Here is a 19,415-nt window from a genome sequence, read left to right as displayed (position 1 = left end):
AGGGATAGAGCAAAAATGTTTCCTGTGTTGCTATATTAATTTCCTGCCTTCAAATGTTTTCCAATTTTATAACCTTTAACCCCTAAAGAATCTTCTTTCATATCTGCTACTTCACAGTCCTTAGTAGGATTATTTAGTTCCTGATTTTCTCTGGCAACAGAGAGCATTAACTTAATCCTATTTTCTTGATTGACCTTAGTAGCCCCCGGGTCATAATCAATAGGGACTATATTTGCACTAGGGCAGATGTCTCTAATTTTACGTATCATTCCTTTTCCTACTATATGATTAGGCAAACATCCAAAAGGTTGAGTGCATACGATATTTTCATATCCCATTTTAACTAAATCAACCATCTCAGCAGTTAATACCCAACCTTCTCCCATTTTACAACCTTCATTTATGATATCGGCAGATAAGGACTTTAAATGTTCAAATGAAGAGGGTGGAGTAAAATTACTATATTTTTTCACTGCTTTGATAATCATATTTTCGTACATTCTAAGGTACTTCATTATTAATGAGGCACTGGTCCTTTTAATCTTACTTCCACCATAGATATCAACATCTACCATAGAATTATCTACAGTATACATTGCAAACCCCATAATACCAGGAACCATGATTTCACAATCTTCACTTATGAGAAAATCTTCTAGATGGTTATTGCCTAACTTTGAGTATTTTACATAAATTTCCCCAACGATTCCTACTTTTATTTTTTTCTCGTTGAAAACTGGAATCTCTCCAAAGGATTTTACTATTCTTTCTAAGTTTCTATTTATTTCTTTTATTTTATATCCTTTGTCATGTTCAAACTGTCTTCCCAAATGATTAATCCAAAAATCTACCAGATTCTCACTACTACCCTTAAAGATTTCATAGGGCTTAACTTGATTTTTTAAAAGCATCAACATATCACCATAGGTTAATGCTACTAATAGTTTGTTAATCAAAGGTAAAGTAAGTTTAAATCCACTATTCTTTTCAAGTCCCTTAACATTGAAGGAGATAATGGGGATATTACTATATCCAGCTTTTTTTAAAGCTTTTTTAAGTAAATGTATATAGTTGGAAGCCCTGCATCCTCCGCCCGTTTGGCTAATAATGAGGGCCACCTTATTTAAATCATATTTACCACTATTTAGGGCATCTATCATTTGACCAATAACAAGTAATGCAGGGTAACAGATGTCATTGTGAACATATTTTAATCCCTCGTTTACTACAGAAGAGCCTTCATTTTTAAGTATTTCTACTTTATATCCATACTGTTCAAATACATTTTTAAAAAGAGAAAAATGGATTGAAGACATATCTGGAATTAAAATAGTATAATCTTTTTTCATTTCTTTAGTAAATACGACATTTGAATCCTCTATATTAATATGATCTGTTGTCATATTACCATGACTCCTTTCATTGGTTGAGAGCTTCCATTAGACTGCGAAGTCTAATTTTTACAGCTCCAAGATTTGTTATTTCGTCTATTTTTATTTGAGTATAGATTTTTCCTTCATTTTCTAATATCTCACTAACTTCATCTGTAGTGACTGCATCTAAACCGCATCCAAAAGAAACTAATTGTACTAAATTCATATTATCTTTATCTCCAATATATTTAGCAGCAGCATATAGCCTAGCGTGATAGGTCCATTGATTTAAAACTGAAGTTGGAAATTTGGATGTATTTCCGCTAATAACATCCTCAGATATAACTATAGCACCTAATTGGCATATTAATTTATCTATTCCATTATTTATTTCAGGATCTACATGGTAAGGACGACCTGCCAAAACGATAATGGGTAGATTATTTTTATTTGCATAATCTATATAATGTTTGCCCATGGCTTGAACTCTTTCTAAATAAGAATAGTATTCTTCATAGGCCTTGTTAGAAGCCAGCTTTACTTCTTCTAAAGTAATATCCTTAAAACTTCTGCCTAAAATTCCATGGATTTTCTTTATAAAATCCTTAGGTCTGTGAAGACCAATATAATCATAGATAAAGTTAATATTTTTAATTTGCGGGACATTTGCGGCTACCACTTCAGGATAGTATGCAACCACGGGGCAGTTATAATGGTTATCTCCTAATCCCTCATCTAAATTATAACTCATACATGGATAGAATATATTATCAACCTCTCCATCTATTAAGGATTCAATATGTCCATGAACGAGTTTTGCTGGATAACAAATGGTATCAGAAGGAATAGTATGTTGACCTTTTAGATATAAATCTCTATTGGATTTAGGAGAAATGATTACTTCGAATCCTAATTCTGTAAAGAATTTATGCCAGAAAGGTAATAATTCATACATATTTAATACCATGGGTATCCCTATTCTGCCTCGTTTTCCCTTAATAGGCTGATAGTTATTTAAGAGTTTTAGCTTATAATCATATATACTTAATTGTTTTCTACCTTCTTTCTTAGCTAGGGGTTTTTCGCATCGATTACCGCTAATAAACTTTCTGCCATCATCAAATGTGTTAATAGTCAATCTGCAATTATTGCTGCAAAGTCCACAAGTAGAGCCTTGTACTTCATGAGAGAAAGATATCAGTTTATCCTTTGATAGAATAGTAGAAATATCCTTAGCATTAGATTTTGCATAAAGGGCTGCACCATAGGCTCCCATTAAACCTGCGATATTTGGTCGAATAACTTCCTGCCCTAATTCCATTTCAAAAGCACGAAGTACAGCATTATTCAAAAATGTGCCACCCTGAACTACAATATTCTTACCCAAACCCTCTCTAGATGTAACTCTAATCACTTTATATAGCGCATTCTTAACTACTGAAGCTGATAAACCTGCTGATATATCTTCAATGGTAGCTCCATCTTTTTGAGCTTGCTTGACAGAAGAATTCATAAAAACTGTGCAACGTGATCCTAAGTCTACAGGATTTGAAGCAAAGTTTCCTAGGTTGGCAAAGTCTTCAATGGTATAATTCAAGGCTCCGGCAAAGGTTTGTAAAAATGAACCACAGCCAGAGGAACAAGCCTCATTCAAAAATATATTATCAATAACACCATTTTTTATCTTAAAGCATTTAATATCTTGTCCACCTATATCTATTATAAAGTCCACATTAGGCCTAAATTTCTTAGCGCCAGTAAAATGTGCAATAGTTTCTACAATACCATAGTCTATTTGAAAGGCGTTTTTTAGTATTTCTTCGCCATATCCAGTTACTGTACTAGACCTTATGGTGATATTTGGAAATTTATTATAAAAGTCTTGTAGAAAGTCCTTTACAATAGACACAGGGTTTCCTTTGTTGAGAAGATAAACTGAATTTAGAATATTTTCCTCATCATCAATAATTACCATCTTTATTGTAGTGGAACCTGCATCGATACCAAGATATGCATTTCCATTGTATTCATTAGGATTTGAATATATTACTTTTTCCTCATTGTGTCTAGAAATAAAATTATTATATTCTTCTACACTATGAAATAATGGAGAAGTATGAGCGAAATCTCCATCACTATTTTGATTTTCAATCATAGCTATGGTAGATTTTAGATTTACTTTTTGGGATTCAGACATAAAGGCAGCACCTAGGGCAACAAAATATAAGGAGTACTCTGGACAGATACCTTTTGTATCAAGAGTTTTATCAAAGCTTCTTCTAAGCTCTGATAAAAAGGTAAGTGGTCCTCCAAGATATACAACATTACCTAATAATTCTCTACCTTGAGCTAATCCTGCTATGGTTTGATTTACAACAGCATAAAAGATACTAGCAGCAACATCATTTTTCTTAGCTCCCTGATTTAAGAGGGGCTGAATATCTGATTTCGCAAATACCCCACATCTTGAGGCAATTGTATATAACTTATCATAAGATTTAGCTAAATCATTCATCTCACTAGGAGTGATGTTAAGTAAAGTTGCCATTTGGTCAATAAATGCCCCTGTACCACCAGCACAGGAGCCATTCATACGAACTTCTAATCCGTTGGTTAAGAATAGTATTTTTGCATCTTCTCCTCCTAATTCAATAACTACATCTGCCTCTGGTATCAATTTTCCCACTGCTATACGTGTTGCATATACTTCTTGAACAAAGGGGATTTTACATCTATCGGCAAATCCCATACCAGCAGAACCTGAGATAGATAGATTAACATATTCATCACATTGACATTCTTCCATAATTCTTTCTAGCAATTCTTTAGTTTTTTTAGTAATCTGAGAATAATGACGCTCATAGGAACTAAAAACTATATTGTCATATTCATCTAATACAATACACTTTAATGTTGTAGAACCTACATCAATACCGATTCTCATTTTTATCGTCCCTTCATTTCTATATAATTAACTTTATTATACTATATCACAGTTTTATTATTATTCAATATTCCGATAAAATTTAACAAACACCTCCAAAAAAATAAAATAGAGGATAGTAAGAATACTGTCCTCTGCTTGTAAAATAGGTTGTTTTATTTATCTTTTTTGTTATGATCTAACTCAGAAAGCTTTTTCTTAATATTAGGAAAAGCCTTTTCTAAACGCCTATGGATAAATCCTTTTTCTTTTGACAATTTTTCATATTTTGTCTTTAATTCTTCAATATGTAGCTTTCTTTCATCTATAATATCTTTAAAATCCGACTTCTGTTCTGCAAGTCTATTTTTCATGTTATCTTTAGTTTTAATTGCTAATGTCATACCTTTATAAATATTCTCACCTACATCTTCTGAATAAGATCTTAATTTTTCAGCTATTTCTTCAAGTATACGCATATGTTTTTTTATTTTCATGATACCTAAAATTGTTATAAAAAAATCTGCTATAAAATATGCCAAAAGTATAATCAATATAATATTACCAATATTACTATTGAAGATAGATACAAGCTTTGAAATTGACGGATGAATTATATCTATCATAAAGACTCCGGCAAGACCCCATATAATCGAAAAGGAGAGACATACATAACCTCTTATATTAAAAGGCATATCGTTATAGTCCCACCACTTATCATTAAATACTTTTTCAAGTATAAATCCTGTAACGAGTTCCAAAGTCGATGTAAGCAAAAATGCACCTAAAAATAATAGAAAGAAGTTTTTTGATAGGTCTTCTAAGCAAAATATCAATATTATCATACCGAAGCCATAAATTGGACATACAGGACCATTTAGAAAGCCTCTATTAACAAATTTCCCAGAGGTCACTACATGATAAGCAACTTCTACACACCAGCCTAAGAAAGCATAAATAATAAAGAACCATAAATATTTTAAAATAAAATTCATCATATTATATCACATCACTATATTTTATTAGATTAGTTAATGATATAATTATAATTCAAAAAATCAATAAATGCAATTTGCTTCAATGAATTAAAGTTAATTAGGAAATTATTAATATTTTGCTATAATATTAGTAACGAAAGGGGTGCTTATATGATAAAGATACTTTTAGTAGAAGATGACGCTACCTTAGCCATGGGGATAGAATATACTTTGAAAAATGAAGGATATGCAGCAGATGTGGCAAATACATTTTCTAAAGGAAAAGAATTAGTAGATAAAATAGGCTATGATTTAATAATACTGGATATTGGATTACCAGATGGAAATGGTTTTGAACTATGTAAATATATAAGAAAAGATAAAACAACACCGGTTATATTTTTGACAGCTCAAGATGAAGAAGTCAATATAGTAATGGGATTAGATATTGGTGGAGATGACTATATAACTAAGCCATTTAGAATAAAGGAGCTGATTTCTAGAATTAAGGCAGTGCTTAGGAGGGCATCTAATGTCACTCAAAGGGATATTCTTATATCTGGAGATATTAGGTTGAATTTAATAGAATATAAGGCATATATCAAAGGAGAATTGATTCAACTAACCCCCTCAGAATATAAGTTGTTAAATATTCTAATGAATAATTCCCGTCAAGTATTATCTAGGACAAAGATATTAGAAAGTCTATGGGATGTAGATGGAGAGTTTGTAGATGATAATTCATTATCAGTATATATAAGAAGACTTAGAGAAAAAATAGAAGAAGATTCATCTAATCCTGTATATATAAAAACTGTAAGAGGTGTCGGATATAGATGGGATGTAGATGTAAGGGGGTAGTATATGTTTCGGAATGAAGAGTTTAAATCTATGATATTGAAACTCATAATATTACAGATAGTATTTGCTGTGATAGGTTTTTTTGTTGTAAATATATTTATAGATAATATAAATAAGAAGATAATAGAAAGAGATATGGCTTTAGTTGGAAATATAATAAAAAATCATCCTGAATTAAAGGATGATATAATTCCCTATATAACTAAGGAAGTTTCAGAAGAAAATATACTAATTGGACAGGAAATATTAAAATTATATGGCTATTATGAGGAGTTAGATAAATCCTTTCAGCCCATATTAAAGGGTAACAAGATGCAAATACTTATATCTATAATAGTTCTTTCTTTTATAATTCCTCTAGGTTTTATGCTTAAGGGAGAATATAAGAAGATATATAAAAAAGTGCAGGATATATATACTGCATCGGAAAAAGTAGTAGAGGGGGATTTTGGAGTTTATTTAACTGAGGAAGGAGAAGGGGATTTTAATATACTAAACCATCAATTTAATCAAATGGCAAATAGACTAGAAAATAGTTTAAGTGTATTGAAAAGAGAAAAAGTATTCTTAAGAAATATGATATCAGATATCTCTCATCAGCTTAAAACACCATTGTCTTCTTTAATTGTAATAAATGATCTTCTATTAGAAGATAAAAATATGGATCTAAATATGAAGCAAAATTTCCTGGAAAAGGAAAAGTCTCAGTTAGAGAGGATGGAATGGCTTACAATCAATTTATTAAAGGTAGCTAGAATAGAAGCAGGAGCAATCGAGTTTAAGAAGGAAAAGGTTCTATTAAAAGATATACTCAATATAGCTTTATCTGCATTGAATCATAGACTAGAAAATCAGGCTTTAGAAATAGAAGGAGATGAAAATGCAAGTTTCTATGGAGATAAAGAGTGGACAGGGGAAGCTTTAATAAATATAATAAAGAATGCTATAGAGCATAGTAAAGGAAAGATTAATATTAGTCTAGAAGAGACACCATTATTTAGCAGCATTATTGTAAGGGACAACGGTGAAGGTATAGATGAAAAACATTTACCACATATATTTGAGAGATTCTATAAAGTAAGTTCCGAGGTTAAACCAGAAAGTATAGGGATAGGGCTGAATCTAGCGAAACTAATAGTAGAATCTCAAGATGGTACTATTTCTGTAAAGAGTAAGAAAAATGAAGGAACAGAATTTACAATGACTTTTTTAAAAGGAGTAATTTAATCTTATAACGAATAGAAAAGTTCTACTTCTTATCTTTTATATTTTAGGAACTTTTCGTAAATGAGTTTCAAGAAAGGCTACTCTTGAATTGTTTATAGAAGCCTTTCTTATAATGAATAGAAAAGTTCTACTCTTGCTTTTCTTACTAAATTGTAATCCTTTTATTCATCAAGATGTAAGGTTGACATTATATAATATAGTTAGAAAAATGGATAGGAGGAAGTAAATATGGATGTAGTGAAGGTTGTTGATTTATGTAAATTCTACGGTACAGGAAATACCAAAGTAGAAGCTTTAAAAAACATTAATCTAACTATAAAGCAAGGAGAGTTTGTAGCAGTAGTAGGAGCTAGTGGCTCTGGAAAATCTACATTATTACATCTGCTAGGAGGAGTAGATAAGCCAACAAGTGGAAAGGTTTATATAGATGGAGTAGATATATATGGTCTTTCAGAAAAGGAATTAGCCATATTTAGAAGAAGGAAGGTAGGCTTTATCTTTCAATTCTATAATCTAGTTCCAGTTCTCACAGCAGAAGAAAATATGTTATTGCCTTTACTTTTAGATACGAAGAAAGTAAATAAAGATCATTTTGAAGAATTAGTAAATATTCTTGGATTGCAAGACAGAAGACATCATTTGCCAAATGAACTTTCAGGAGGACAACAGCAAAGAGTTTCCATAGGCAGGGCTTTGGCCTATAGCCCATCCATAGTATTAGCAGATGAGCCTACAGGAAATTTAGATAGTAAAAATAGTAAGGAAATAATAGATTTACTTAAAATATCTGTAAGAAAATATAATCAAACATTAATACTCATTACACATGATTTAAATATTGCATCTCAAGCTGATAGGATAATAACTATAGGAGATGGTAATATCATAAAAGATGAGGTGATTAATAGTGAGATCCTATAAAGAAATCACCTACAGATATTTGAAAGGGCAGAGAAATAGGACACTCCTTACTATATTAGGAATAATTTTATCTGTAGCACTTGTTTCAGCAATAGGTACTATAATTGTATCTGCTAGAGGAGCATTGATTACAGAGGCAATAAGAGAAAATGGTTCTTATCATGCTAAATTTGCTGAAATGGATAAGGACAATATAAACAAGATGACTAATCATGTAGGAGTATCGGAAGTAGGGGTTGGCAAACTTGAAGGTGCAGCTATAGTCAAAGAGACTACAGAAGAAGAAAAGGAAGAGTATAGATGGGATATTCCATATAGATATATAGAGATAGAAGGACTTGAAGAAGAGGCTATAGAAATGCTCCCCTTTAATCTCAAGGAAGGAAGAATCCCCAAAGCTCCAGATGAAATAGCTATAGAGTATTGGATGGCTAGTTACTTTGATAAAGAGGTAAAACTAGGGGATAAGATAAAATTAACTATGGGTAATAGGATAATAGGGAATGATGAAGAAACTCAAGATGGGCAAATAGTTAGGAAAGAAACATTTGAGAAAACAGGAGAAAAGGAATATACAGTTGTAGGATTTATAAAACCTCAATATATTTGGAAGGGAAATTTAGTTACTAAAGGTATTACTGGACTAGATAGTAGAGTAGAAGAAGGGAACTACAATGCTTATATAAAAATTCCCAATATAAAAGACGCATACGAAAAAATAACATCAATTGCAAAGGATTTGGGAAAGACAGAAGAGGACTTTGAATATAACTATAGGGTATTAAGACTATATGCTGAGAGTATGAGTCAGACCTTTGATAGATCAATGGTAGTTCTTTTGATCTTCGTAGTAGGGTTGATTATAGTATCTACAATAGCGGTTATATACAATGCTTTTAATATTTCTGTATTAGAGAGAATAGCTCAATTTGGGTTACTTAGATCAGTTGGAGCCACTCCAAATCAAATTAGAGGAATAGTACTTAAGGAAGCTCTGATACTTAGCATAATAGGAATCCCTATTGGATTGTTCTCAGGAGTATTTGCCATGAGAGTAGTTTTATATATCATTAGCTTGCTAAAATCAGATATATATCTTTTTAAAGATATGAAAATAACTATTTCAGGAGCTGTATTTTTAATTAGTACCATAACAGGATTGGTTACAGTATTTTTATCTGCCATAGGACCAGCAAGGCGAGCAGGAAAAGTATCAGCATTGGAAGCCGTTAGAAATACAGGAAGTTTTAAAAAAGAAAAATTTAAAAAAATACAGAATTCTATACTTGTCAGAAGAATCTTAGGAGTAGAAGGAGAAATTGCATATAAAAATCTAAGAAGAAATCGAAAGAGATTTATAATCACTGTATTTTCTATGGTTATAAGTATATCTTTATTTATTACGTTTTCTAGCTTCTCAGATTTTATGTTTAAGATGGGAATTGTAGAAAGTAAGGATATGGGGGATTTTTCCATTTACGGGGATATAGATGATAAATCAGAAGAAATATATACAGAGCTAAGGAATATAAAGGATATAAAAAGAGTATATAAAGTAAAATTTAATAACGGGGAGGCCTTAATTGAAGAAAGCAGAATCAGTAAAAAGATGATAGAAATGGCTCCATTTTTATTTGAGAAGAAGAGAGATAACTTAATTAGGATAAATAATGTTCAAGTATCCACTATTGGAGATGAAAATTTTGAAACTTTAAAGGGACTCTTGAAAGAGGGAACTTTAGATGTAAATAGATTAAATAAAGAAAATGGAGTATTGATTATAAACAGTACCTATGCATATAATCAAAAAACAGATAGGAATTCTTTGATGGAAGGATATAAATTAAAGGTAGGAGATAAGATACCTTATACTTCCTATGATTTAAATAAAGAAAGAGTAGAACCTGTTTATAAAGAATTAACAGTAGTAGGAGTATTAGAAAAAGGCATATTAGATAAGGAATATAATCCAAATGGCAGTATAAATATAATAACTACAGAGTCAGTATTAGAGAATTTACTCAAGACAGATGATGAGGACTTTGATGATGCTGAGGTAGGAAGATATCGTACAAATATGTATATTGAAATGGCTGAAAATGGAAGTATTGAAAGTGTAAAAGCTTATTTAGATGACCTAGAGGAAGCAACACCAGGACTCCATTATATAGACTATGCAGAGTCGGCTAAGGAAAATAGGGTAGCAAGTATAATAGTAAGCATATTTTTATATGGCTTTGTGGCCATAATCACTTTAATCAGTTCTATAAATATAATAAATACCATAAGCACGAATATTATATTAAGAACTAAGGAAATTGCAATGATTAAGGCTGTAGGTATGACACAATCTGGAATTAAGAGAATGGTAGCACTTGAAAGTCTTTTTTATGGAATATATGCAGCAATATTTGGTGGAGTTATAGGTACAGGGCTGTCATATATATTATTTAATATATTGATGAAGATTCGAGAGTTTCAGTGGATTATACCATGGAAGAATATAACCATTGCTTGTGTAGGGGCTACAATTATAGCTTTATTGTCAGGAGCATATCCCCTTAAGAGAATCAATGATAAAATTATAGTAGAGAGCATGAAGGCAGAAAATTAAAGTTTGGTATTGAAGCCTCATAGGATATTGCTTATAATTAAAAGTATAATAACTAATTGAGTAGAAAGGCTTTAAAATATGAAGGATCCATCATCTAATATATCAACAGTTTTGAAAAGAGTGAGATTTGAAAGAGGTTTGACATTAGAAGATACATCTAATTTGACTGGTGTAAGTAAGGCTATGCTTGGTCAGATTGAAAGAGGAGAATCAAACCCTACTATATCAATATTATGGAAGATATCTACTGGTCTAAGGATTTCATTTTCAGAGTTGCTAAGCAGTGAAACTAAGGATTATGAGCCAATATCCTTAGATGATTTAGAACCAGTATATGAATCTGATGGGAAAATGATGTTGTATGATGTATTTCCTTTTAATCCTATATCAGGGTTTGAGTATTTTTATATTAAGTTGCTTCCAGGAGCAAACCATGTGTCTACACCTCATGAGAATTCAATCAATGAATATATTGTTGTGACCAAAGGAACTCTTTTATTAACCGTAGATAATGAGAGATTTGAACTTAAAGCTCCATCTGCATTAGCCTTTAAAGCTAATGTAGAACATTCATATAGCAATCCATATGATACGGAAGTTATATTTCAGAATATAGTTAAGTATTAAATTTATTCAGAATGATTTAAATCATTCTGAATAAATTTTAAATATTAGGTATGCTATAACGCACATAGGATGTAAAAACATAAAATTTAGAATTAAATAAAAGGAGGGAGCATAGATATGGTTACAGAAAGGATTGAAATGGCAAGACAAAATTATATAAATTCTAAGCCAGCAATTTCTTATGAAAGAGCAAGAATTTGGACTGAATCACACAAAATGACTGAGGGTGAATCAATACCAATAAGAAGAGCTAAAGCTTTTAGAGATACTTGCGAACAAATAGCTACAAATATCTTTGAGGGTGAGCTTATCGTAGGTGCGATAGGTGAATTTAGGAAATGTGGAATTTTAACACCTGAATTCTCGTGGACTTGGGTAGATAAGGAAATGGATAGTTTTGATAAAAGAGTACAAGATCCTTATGTTATGACAGATGAGCAAAGGGCATATGTCAGAAAAGAAATATTTCCTTACTGGAAGGGAAAATCATTAGAAGAATCCTTCCTAGCACAATTGCCTAAAGAAACTGCAAAAGTTGTTGTTGATACAGGTATTGTAGATAATGATTCTAAATGGAGGCAAGCTGTTGGTGAGATAACACCAGATTATCAAGATGTTTTATTCAAAAAAGGTTTTGGTGGAATAATTAAAGAAGCTGAAGAAAATCTATTAAAACTGTCAGATACCTCCGCTGAAGATTTGAAGAAAAAAGATTTCTATAAATCTATAATTATTACATCAGAGGGAATTATAACACTTGCTAAAAGATACTCCCAAAAAGCAAAAGAGATGGCAATAGAAGAAAAGGATAAAATAAGAAAAAGAGAACTTTTAAATATTGCAGAAATATGCAATAAGGTACCAGAAAATCCTCCAACTACTTTTTATGAAGCTATTCAATTCATTTGGTTTACACAAGTAGGAGGCATAATATCTGAAAATCCATTGGCTCTTAATGTGGGAAGATTTGACCAGTTCATGTATCCCTATTATAAATCTGATATAGAGAAAGGGATCATTACTAAGGATCAGATTCAAGAACTAATTGAAGCATATTGGATAAAGCTTTCTGAATGGGTATGGACAATTTCAGCCAATACAGCGGAGTTTTTTGCTGGATACAATCAATTTCAAAACTTAACAATTGGCGGAAAAACAAGAGATGGAAAGGATGCTACTAATGATTTATCCTATATGAGTTTAAAGGCTACTGAAAGGATAAAGACTCACCAGCCTGGACTTAGTGTCAGAATTCATCAGGATTGCCCAAGTGAGTTTCTAGAAGCTGTAACCCATTTAGTAAGTAAAGGCACAGGATTTCCAGCTATTCATAGCGATAATGCAGGCTATCAAATGCTCATTAATGCTGGCTATGAGCCAGAAGATGCAAGAGATTGGAATAACTGCGGCTGTGTAGTTCCGCATTTCAGAAAAACAGGGGAATGGACATCAGCAGTTAATATTAATTTTACTGCGGCATTGGAATTTACATTAAATCAAGGGATAAGCAGGATTACTAAAGAGAAGATAGGATTAGATGAAAAGGACCCAAAAACATTTGAGACCTATAAAGAAGTGGAAGATGCTTTCTATAAGCAGTTTGACAACTTAATTAAACACTCAGTTATTGCAACTTTATTGGCACAAAAGCTTCATAAGGAAATGGTTCCAAGACCTTTCTTATCATCTTGTATAGAAGAATGTATACTGCAAGGCAAGGATTTAGTTGATGCAGGGGCAAAATATAATTTAGGACCGGTCCTTACTGGAATAGGTCTTGCAGTCACTTCTAATTCACTGGCTGTTATTAAGAAACTAGTATTTGAAGATAAGGTAACAACTATGGAAAATCTTATAAATGCACTTGATGCCAATTGGGAAGGCTATGATGATTTAAGAAAATTAGCCTTAGATGTTCCAAAGTATGGTAACGATATGGACTATGTAGACGATATAGCTATCAAGATGGCTAACCATTATTACAAGGAAGGACATAAATATAAAGATATAAATGGTAACAATTTTAACACAGCCTTTATGGGAATTTCTAATTATTTACCAACTGGTAAAGTTGTTGGGGCAACTCCATGTGGCAGAAAAGCTAAAGAACCATTATCAGAAGGGGTATCACCATTTGCTGGGTCTGATACATCTACTCCATTGGCAGCTATGCGTTCTGCAGCAAAACTTAACCAAGATGTTCACTCTGGTGGAACATTGTTGAATTTAAGATTAAATGAGGAACTGGTAAATACGAAAAGAGGTCAAAGTAATTTAGGAGCCATGATCCAGTCCTTTTTCTCCCTTGGAGCATTTCATGTTCAGTTTAATACAATATCTACTGAAATATTGCGTAAAGCTCAAGAAAGGCCAGAGGACTATAAAGACTTATTAGTTAGAGTTGCAGGATATAGTACACAATTTATCAATTTATCTAGGTCAATGCAAGATGCCATAATTGCAAGAACGGCCCATGAAAAATATTAGTTTAAGATGGACATATGTCTTTAATCCCAAGTTAGAGGTGAACTAAATGAATAATATTAGAGGATACTTTATGGAACCACAAAATTTTTCTGTGAATGATGGTAATGGAATCAGAACAGTAATTTTCTTTGCTGGTTGTCCTCTTAGGTGTAAATGGTGTGCTAATCCAGAAAGTCATGTTAATCTTAATAAGATTTCACAGGAAGAAGAGTTAATTCATTGCTATAGTAGTGAGGAAATATTAAATATTATAGAAAAGCAAAGAATATTTTATAGATTCTCAGGTGGCGGCGTTACCTTTTCTGGAGGTGAAGCAACGCTTCAAGTAGATATGCTTAGAGAACTTGTATATAGGCTCTATGATAAAGCTATAGATTTAGCAGTTGAAACCTGTGGCTACTTTGACTTTGATGAAGTAAAACATATATTAGAGAAGTTAAATTTGATATTTATAGATATTAAACATATGGATGACGAGAAACATAAATCTTTCACTGGAGTTAGCAATAAAGAGATATTAAAAAGTATAGGACGGTTAAAAGAATTAAATGTAGATGTAGTAGTACGTATACCGGTAATAGATGGTGTAAATTCTGATAAAGATAATATAAGAAGAACAGCTATTTTTGTTAAAAATAGTATAAAAGAACCAAAAATAGAGTTTCTGCCATATCATTCATTTGGAGATATAAAATATGAAGCTCTTGGAAAGGAAAAGCCATCAAGATATTTTAAAACTCCATCAGATGAATATTTAAATGAATTAAAAAAGATAGTGGAAGATGAAGGGGTAGGAGTAGTTAGCTATAAGTAAAAAAACTGGCAAATTTAATTTGCCAGTTTTTTTACTACATATATCCTCTTTCATATTGTTGAGGATATTCTAAAGGAAGTCTATTTTCATAGGCCATATTCAATACAAAATGTGGATCACGAAGCAGACCTCTGCCTATAGCTACTAAGTCAGCCCTATTATTATATAGAATTTCTTCTATTTGGTCATATCCATTGATAAGTCCTACTGCAATTGTAGGTATATTACATTCTCTCCTTATGGTTTCAGCATGTGATACTTGATATCCTGGAAATATATCAAATTTAACGCTAATGAGTCCACCAGTACTTACATGGACCATATCTATATTATCTTTGATTTCATCGATGATTTTAACCATTTCTTCTTTATTGATTCCGCCTTCTGCATAATCATCAGCAGATACCCTAAGAAGAATTGGTTTTTCTCTAGGCCATACTTCTTTAACAGATACTAATATCTCCTTTAAAAATCTAGTTCTATTCTCTAGACTGCCACCATATTTATCAGTTCTCTTATTGGTAATAGGTGATAAAAATTCATGTATAAGATATCCATGGGCCCCGTGAATTTCTATGCTGTCAAAACCAGCTTCATCTGCACGTCTTGCAGCTTCTTTAAAGGCTAAAACCAATTCCTTTATTTCATCTATAGTTAATTCACGAGGTAATCTATATTCCTCACTAAACCTAATAGCTGAAGGAGCTACAATATATTCATCATTTGATGTGCATTTTCTTCCTGCATGGGCTAATTGTATTGCTATTTTACTGCCATGAGATTTTACTTTATCCACCAAGGATTTTAATCCTAGTATATGTTCGTCACTCCAGATGCCAAGGTCATTGCTAGATATTCTACCATTTGGAACAACACCAGTAGCTTCTACAATGATTAATCCAACATCGCCTATTGCCCTAGATACATAATGTACCTCGTGAAAATCCTTAACCATTCCATTTTCATCAGAGGAGTACATACACATTGGGGGCATTACTATCCGATTTTTTAACTCTAATCCTTTTAGATTATATGATGTTAAAGATTTCAAATATATCACCATCCTTAAAGATATACTTACCCATAAAAGGAAAAATATAATAATAAATATGGAATTTCTATAAAAATAAAATGGCAGGGAAAGATTTCTCTACCACTAAATTAAAATGCCCAATTTCCATTTTCAAATACTTGTATTTTCTCTCCCTCCTTAGTTTCGCCGAGGATATTCATATCTTTTGAACCTATCATAAAATCAACATGAGTAAGAGAGTTATTTACTCCGTGAGCTTCTAGCTCTTCATCTGTCATTTTCTCTCCGCCTACTATGTTGGTAGGATAAGCTTTACCAAAAGCAAAGTGGCAGGAAGCATTTTCATCAAATAGAGTGTTTATAAAGATAATATTAGAATTGGATATTGGAGAGTCATAAGGAACTAAGGCAACTTCTCCTAAATGCTTTGCACCTTCGTCAATATCCAATAGCATGCTTAGGGTTTCCTTACCAACTTTAGCGTCAAAATCAACTACCTTTCCATCCTTAAATGTAAGCTTAAATTCATCAATAGTATTCCCTGCATAGTTTAAAGGCTTTGTACTGTATACTACACCATTTACACCAGTTTTAAGGGGCATAGTAAATACTTCTTCAGTAGGCATATTTGGAGCAAAATAAGTATTTTTAGAATCTATTGCTCCACCACCAGCCCATATATGTCCTTCTGGCAATTCTACAACCAAATCTGTACCGTTAGATGAAGTATAATGTAAAGTTTTAAATTCTTTATCATTTAAGAAGTCAACTTTATCTTTTAAATTATCCATATGATCTTCCCAAGCTTTAATAGGGTCTTCTAAATCCATACGAGTAGCATTGAATATAGCTGTCCATAATTTTTCTACAGCTTCTTCTTCAGTTACATCTGGAAATACTCTTTTTGCCCAAGACTTTGTAGGAATAGATATTACACACCAAGGATTTATATCATTCATTGTATATTTTCTCCATTCCTTTAAAGCTATGGAGGAAGATTTATTATTTGCAGCTATTTTTTTAGGGTCGATTTCTTTAAGTAATTCAGGGTCTTGGGCTGAGATAGAGAGGAAACCTGCACCTTTCTTAGCATAGTCTTCTAAACCGTCAGCATACCACTTTGGAAAGTTTTCAAATATTTCCATAGGAGCATTTTCAAACTTTAATTTTGTAAGTACTTCATCATTCCAATTAACATGAACTTCACTAGCACCAAGTTCATAGGCATTTTTAGCCACAAGTCTTACAAAATAAGCACCTTCAATAGGAGAATTAATAACTAAAGGTTGACCTGATTGGATATTGATACCTACTTTAACACATAACTTTGCATACTCATTTAACATGGTTTCAAAATTTTTCAAGATATCACCTCTTTTATGTATTTATCTATAGTTTATAGGATATGGAAGAGTTTGTAAATATATGAATTTATTGAAATTTCCCCAATAAGAAACCCCTCAATTATTTTCTATTGAGGGGTTTCTTACAGCTTATGGCATTCTTAGGACATGATTTAATGCAGTCATTGCATCTGATACATTCCATATCATTAGGTTTTTTATATGCTTCAACATTCATTTTACAAGTATTGGTACAGATATCACAGCTTATACATTTTTCTTTATCCACTTCAAGCTTATAGAAACTTATAGGATTAAATAGAGAGTAGAAGGCTCCTAAAGGACATAAATACTTACAGAAAACTCTATATATAAAGATTGATAAAAGGATAATTGCTATAAGTATAGATAGTTTTAAAATGAATAAAGAGCCTAATCCGCTTCTAAGGCTGGGATTTAGTGATAAAAGAGGTATACCTCCAAAAAGAGTTCCAGATGGACAAATATATTTACAGAAATATGGATCACTGATGCCAAGTTCATCTTGAAAAACAAAAGGAAGAATTATAACAAATAAGAGTAGCACCACATATTTAAGATATTTTAATATATTATGAACTTTATTAGGAACTTTAATTTTGGGAGAAGGTATTTTATGAAGTAAATCTTCTATAAATCCAAAGGGACAGAGCCAGCCGCATATAAACCTTCCCAATAATACTCCAAACAAAGACATAATACCTAGCACATAGTATGAAAATTTATATTTCATACTTCCAATAACAGCCTGCATAGATCCAATAGGGCAGGAACCCAAAGCTCCAGGACAAGAATAGCAGTTTAGTCCAGGGACACAAAATTTTTTAAGGTTTCCTTTATATAATTTTCCAGTGAAAAAGCCTTTTATATGTCCATTTGTAGCAATGGTACTCAATAATTGAACTATATGCCTATTTTTATTGTTATTAGCCAATTCCTATACACTCCAGACATATATTGATAGCTTTAGTAAGAACAGTGGTAACTTCTCCCTTTGAGACACCTACAATTATTAACCCCATGCTACCAATTAATATGATATTACGCAATAAATTGTCTTTCATTTTTTCTCCTCCATTTAACTACATGTATGAAGTCCTATTATTTTAATGATTCAAGAACTTCTAACATTATCTCTAGATATTCTTCCTTGCTTCGTGAACCTGTTATTACCTCGCCTACCACTTTTCCATCACTATCGACAAAGAAGGAAGTAGGTACTCCAGAGATACTGGATAATAGAGTGTTTTTCATATTGTCATCTGGGATTATACTTGTAAATGTAACTTTTGCATCTGCTACTATCTTTCTAGCTGCATCTTCATTTTCTGAGTTAGGGGTATCAGATATAATACCTAAAATTCCTATGCCTTTATCTTCTAATTCTTCATGTAAGGCAGTTAGATCTGGCATTTCTCTTATGCAAGGTCCACAGAATGTACCCCAAATATTTACCATAGTCAACTTTTTATCTTTAAACACTTCATGGGTTACATCATTGCCCTCTAAATCCTTAAGATTAAATTCAATTTTTTTCAGACCAGCTATAGATTCTTGAGGGGTCATAGGTTTATAAACTGTAAGACTCGATTTAACATTTTCTACATCATCAAACAAAGCCTTATATCCAACCTTAGCTTCTTCAGATAGCTCAGCTTCATCATAATCATTCTTGCAGAAATAAAAGATATAATCTGCAATAGTTGAGATTTTTTCATTATGAGTCATTCCAGTTAATTCAGCTATTTTATCTTCTGCTGGAAGTTTATCTTTTCTAAATACAACTATAGAAAAGATATCTTTAACTTGTGAAAAGATTTCAGAAAATCTTTTATTTTGTTCTTCCTGATCTTTAACATTTTCAGCTACATCATAATATTCAGTGATTAACTCATTGGAGATAAATCCATATTTTCTACCAGTATATATAGGGTTATTTTCATCTTCTTCATCTCCTAGACCATCAAGCATTAAATTATCATCATAGGTCTTCCATACATCAGATAATTTAAATTTCATCCCCATATCTTTGTATGCTCTATAGCCTTGTTCCTTTTCCTCTGCTGTTATGGTTAGTTCCTTCTTTCCGCATCCAATGGAGCTAAAGGCTATTAAACCAATCAATAAGAAAATTAAAATTCTGGATAAAGATTTTTTCACTAATAATACCTCCTTT

The 19,415-nt window shown here is 31.9% G+C and carries 15 protein-coding genes; 7 read left to right on the top strand and 8 right to left on the bottom strand.

All coding sequences use genetic code 11. From position 1 onward, the window contains the following. Positions 1–35: 35 nt before the first annotated feature. The 3 genes from KQI38_RS22370 to KQI38_RS12520 all read right to left on the bottom strand — a co-directional run bounded on the left by KQI38_RS22370 (position 36) and on the right by KQI38_RS12520 (position 5,294). Positions 36–1,403, bottom strand: coding sequence for a 2-hydroxyacyl-CoA dehydratase (locus tag KQI38_RS22370; protein ID WP_276515584.1), 1,368 nt, complete (start codon positions 1,401–1,403; stop codon positions 36–38). 16 nt (positions 1,404–1,419) lie between these two features. Beyond that, on the bottom strand, positions 1,420–4,317 hold the full coding sequence (locus tag KQI38_RS12525; protein WP_276515583.1) for an acyl-CoA dehydratase activase: 2,898 nt from the start codon (positions 4,315–4,317) through the stop codon (positions 1,420–1,422). A gap of 155 nt (positions 4,318–4,472) precedes the next feature. Next, complete coding sequence (locus KQI38_RS12520) at positions 4,473–5,294, bottom strand: putative ABC transporter permease (RefSeq protein WP_216559910.1); 822 nt, start codon at positions 5,292–5,294, stop codon at positions 4,473–4,475. A 150-nt stretch (positions 5,295–5,444) separates the two neighbouring features. On the opposite strand from KQI38_RS12520, the gene KQI38_RS12515 reads away from it, so the two are divergent. The 7 genes from KQI38_RS12515 (at position 5,445) to KQI38_RS12485 (ending at position 14,824) form a co-directional block, all read left to right on the top strand. After that, complete coding sequence (locus KQI38_RS12515; protein WP_216559908.1) at positions 5,445–6,134, top strand: response regulator transcription factor; 690 nt, start codon at positions 5,445–5,447, stop codon at positions 6,132–6,134. A 3-nt stretch (positions 6,135–6,137) separates the two neighbouring features. Continuing rightward, the gene (locus KQI38_RS12510) at positions 6,138–7,361 is read left to right on the top strand and encodes a HAMP domain-containing sensor histidine kinase (RefSeq protein WP_216559906.1); all 1,224 of its coding nucleotides are present in this window, start codon (positions 6,138–6,140) and stop codon (positions 7,359–7,361) included. 228 nt (positions 7,362–7,589) lie between these two features. Next, a complete protein-coding gene (locus KQI38_RS12505; RefSeq protein ID WP_094901194.1) occupies positions 7,590–8,282 on the top strand; it encodes an ABC transporter ATP-binding protein in 693 nt (230 codons plus the stop codon). Beyond that, on the top strand, positions 8,269–10,896 hold the full coding sequence (locus tag KQI38_RS12500; RefSeq protein WP_216559904.1) for an FtsX-like permease family protein: 2,628 nt from the start codon (positions 8,269–8,271) through the stop codon (positions 10,894–10,896). Before KQI38_RS12505 ends, KQI38_RS12500 begins: the two co-directional genes overlap by 14 nt. Positions 10,897–10,974: 78 nt before the next feature. Continuing rightward, positions 10,975–11,523: a helix-turn-helix domain-containing protein gene (locus KQI38_RS12495; protein ID WP_094901198.1), complete on the top strand. Its 549-nt coding sequence runs from the start codon at positions 10,975–10,977 to the stop codon at positions 11,521–11,523. A gap of 117 nt (positions 11,524–11,640) precedes the next feature. Next, positions 11,641–14,010 carry a glycyl radical protein gene (locus KQI38_RS12490; RefSeq protein WP_216559902.1) on the top strand — a complete coding sequence of 790 codons (2,370 nt, stop codon included), beginning with the start codon at positions 11,641–11,643 and terminating at the stop codon, positions 14,008–14,010. A 46-nt stretch (positions 14,011–14,056) separates the two neighbouring features. Continuing rightward, positions 14,057–14,824: a glycyl-radical enzyme activating protein gene (locus KQI38_RS12485; RefSeq protein WP_216559900.1), complete on the top strand. Its 768-nt coding sequence runs from the start codon at positions 14,057–14,059 to the stop codon at positions 14,822–14,824. A gap of 34 nt (positions 14,825–14,858) precedes the next feature. On the opposite strand, the gene namA is transcribed toward KQI38_RS12485, so the two are convergent. From namA to KQI38_RS22640, 5 genes are all read right to left on the bottom strand, one after another. Further along, a complete protein-coding gene (gene namA / locus KQI38_RS12480) occupies positions 14,859–15,875 on the bottom strand; it encodes an NADPH dehydrogenase NamA (protein WP_216559899.1) in 1,017 nt (338 codons plus the stop codon). Between the two features lie 110 nt (positions 15,876–15,985). Then, on the bottom strand, positions 15,986–17,221 hold the full coding sequence (locus KQI38_RS12475; RefSeq protein ID WP_216559897.1) for an aminopeptidase: 1,236 nt from the start codon (positions 17,219–17,221) through the stop codon (positions 15,986–15,988). Between the two features lie 100 nt (positions 17,222–17,321). Next, a complete protein-coding gene (locus KQI38_RS12470; RefSeq protein ID WP_216559896.1) occupies positions 17,322–18,173 on the bottom strand; it encodes a 4Fe-4S binding protein in 852 nt (283 codons plus the stop codon). Next, positions 18,166–18,303, bottom strand: coding sequence for a CD1871A family CXXC motif-containing protein (locus KQI38_RS12465; RefSeq protein ID WP_216559894.1), 138 nt, complete (start codon positions 18,301–18,303; stop codon positions 18,166–18,168). The genes KQI38_RS12470 and KQI38_RS12465 overlap by 8 nt, the downstream gene beginning before the upstream one ends. A gap of 37 nt (positions 18,304–18,340) precedes the next feature. Further along, the gene (locus tag KQI38_RS22640; protein ID WP_216559892.1) at positions 18,341–19,399 is read right to left on the bottom strand and encodes a TlpA family protein disulfide reductase; all 1,059 of its coding nucleotides are present in this window, start codon (positions 19,397–19,399) and stop codon (positions 18,341–18,343) included. Positions 19,400–19,415 lie beyond the last annotated feature (16 nt).

It is taken from the genome of Tissierella carlieri, assembly GCF_018917285.1.
Taxonomy (GTDB): domain Bacteria; phylum Bacillota; class Clostridia; order Tissierellales; family Tissierellaceae; genus Tissierella; species Tissierella carlieri.
Note: the sequence above shows the minus strand (reverse complement) of the source record. Positions and strands in the feature narration are given on the sequence as shown.

Excerpts from the sequence above, each read along its gene's own strand:
- KQI38_RS22370 (WP_276515584.1), bottom strand. The coding sequence starts at position 1,403 with ATGACAACAGATCATATTAATATAGAGGATTCAAATGTCGTATTTACT.
- KQI38_RS12525 (WP_276515583.1), bottom strand. The coding sequence starts at position 4,317 with ATGAGAATCGGTATTGATGTAGGTTCTACAACATTAAAGTGTATTGTA.
- KQI38_RS12520 (WP_216559910.1), bottom strand. The coding sequence starts at position 5,294 with ATGATGAATTTTATTTTAAAATATTTATGGTTCTTTATTATTTATGCT.
- KQI38_RS12515 (WP_216559908.1), top strand. The coding sequence starts at position 5,445 with ATGATAAAGATACTTTTAGTAGAAGATGACGCTACCTTAGCCATGGGG.
- KQI38_RS12510 (WP_216559906.1), top strand. The coding sequence starts at position 6,138 with ATGTTTCGGAATGAAGAGTTTAAATCTATGATATTGAAACTCATAATA.
- KQI38_RS12505 (WP_094901194.1), top strand. The coding sequence starts at position 7,590 with ATGGATGTAGTGAAGGTTGTTGATTTATGTAAATTCTACGGTACAGGA.
- KQI38_RS12495 (WP_094901198.1), top strand. The coding sequence starts at position 10,975 with ATGAAGGATCCATCATCTAATATATCAACAGTTTTGAAAAGAGTGAGA.
- KQI38_RS12490 (WP_216559902.1), top strand. The coding sequence starts at position 11,641 with ATGGTTACAGAAAGGATTGAAATGGCAAGACAAAATTATATAAATTCT.
- KQI38_RS12485 (WP_216559900.1), top strand. The coding sequence starts at position 14,057 with ATGAATAATATTAGAGGATACTTTATGGAACCACAAAATTTTTCTGTG.
- KQI38_RS12465 (WP_216559894.1), bottom strand. The coding sequence starts at position 18,303 with ATGAAAGACAATTTATTGCGTAATATCATATTAATTGGTAGCATGGGG.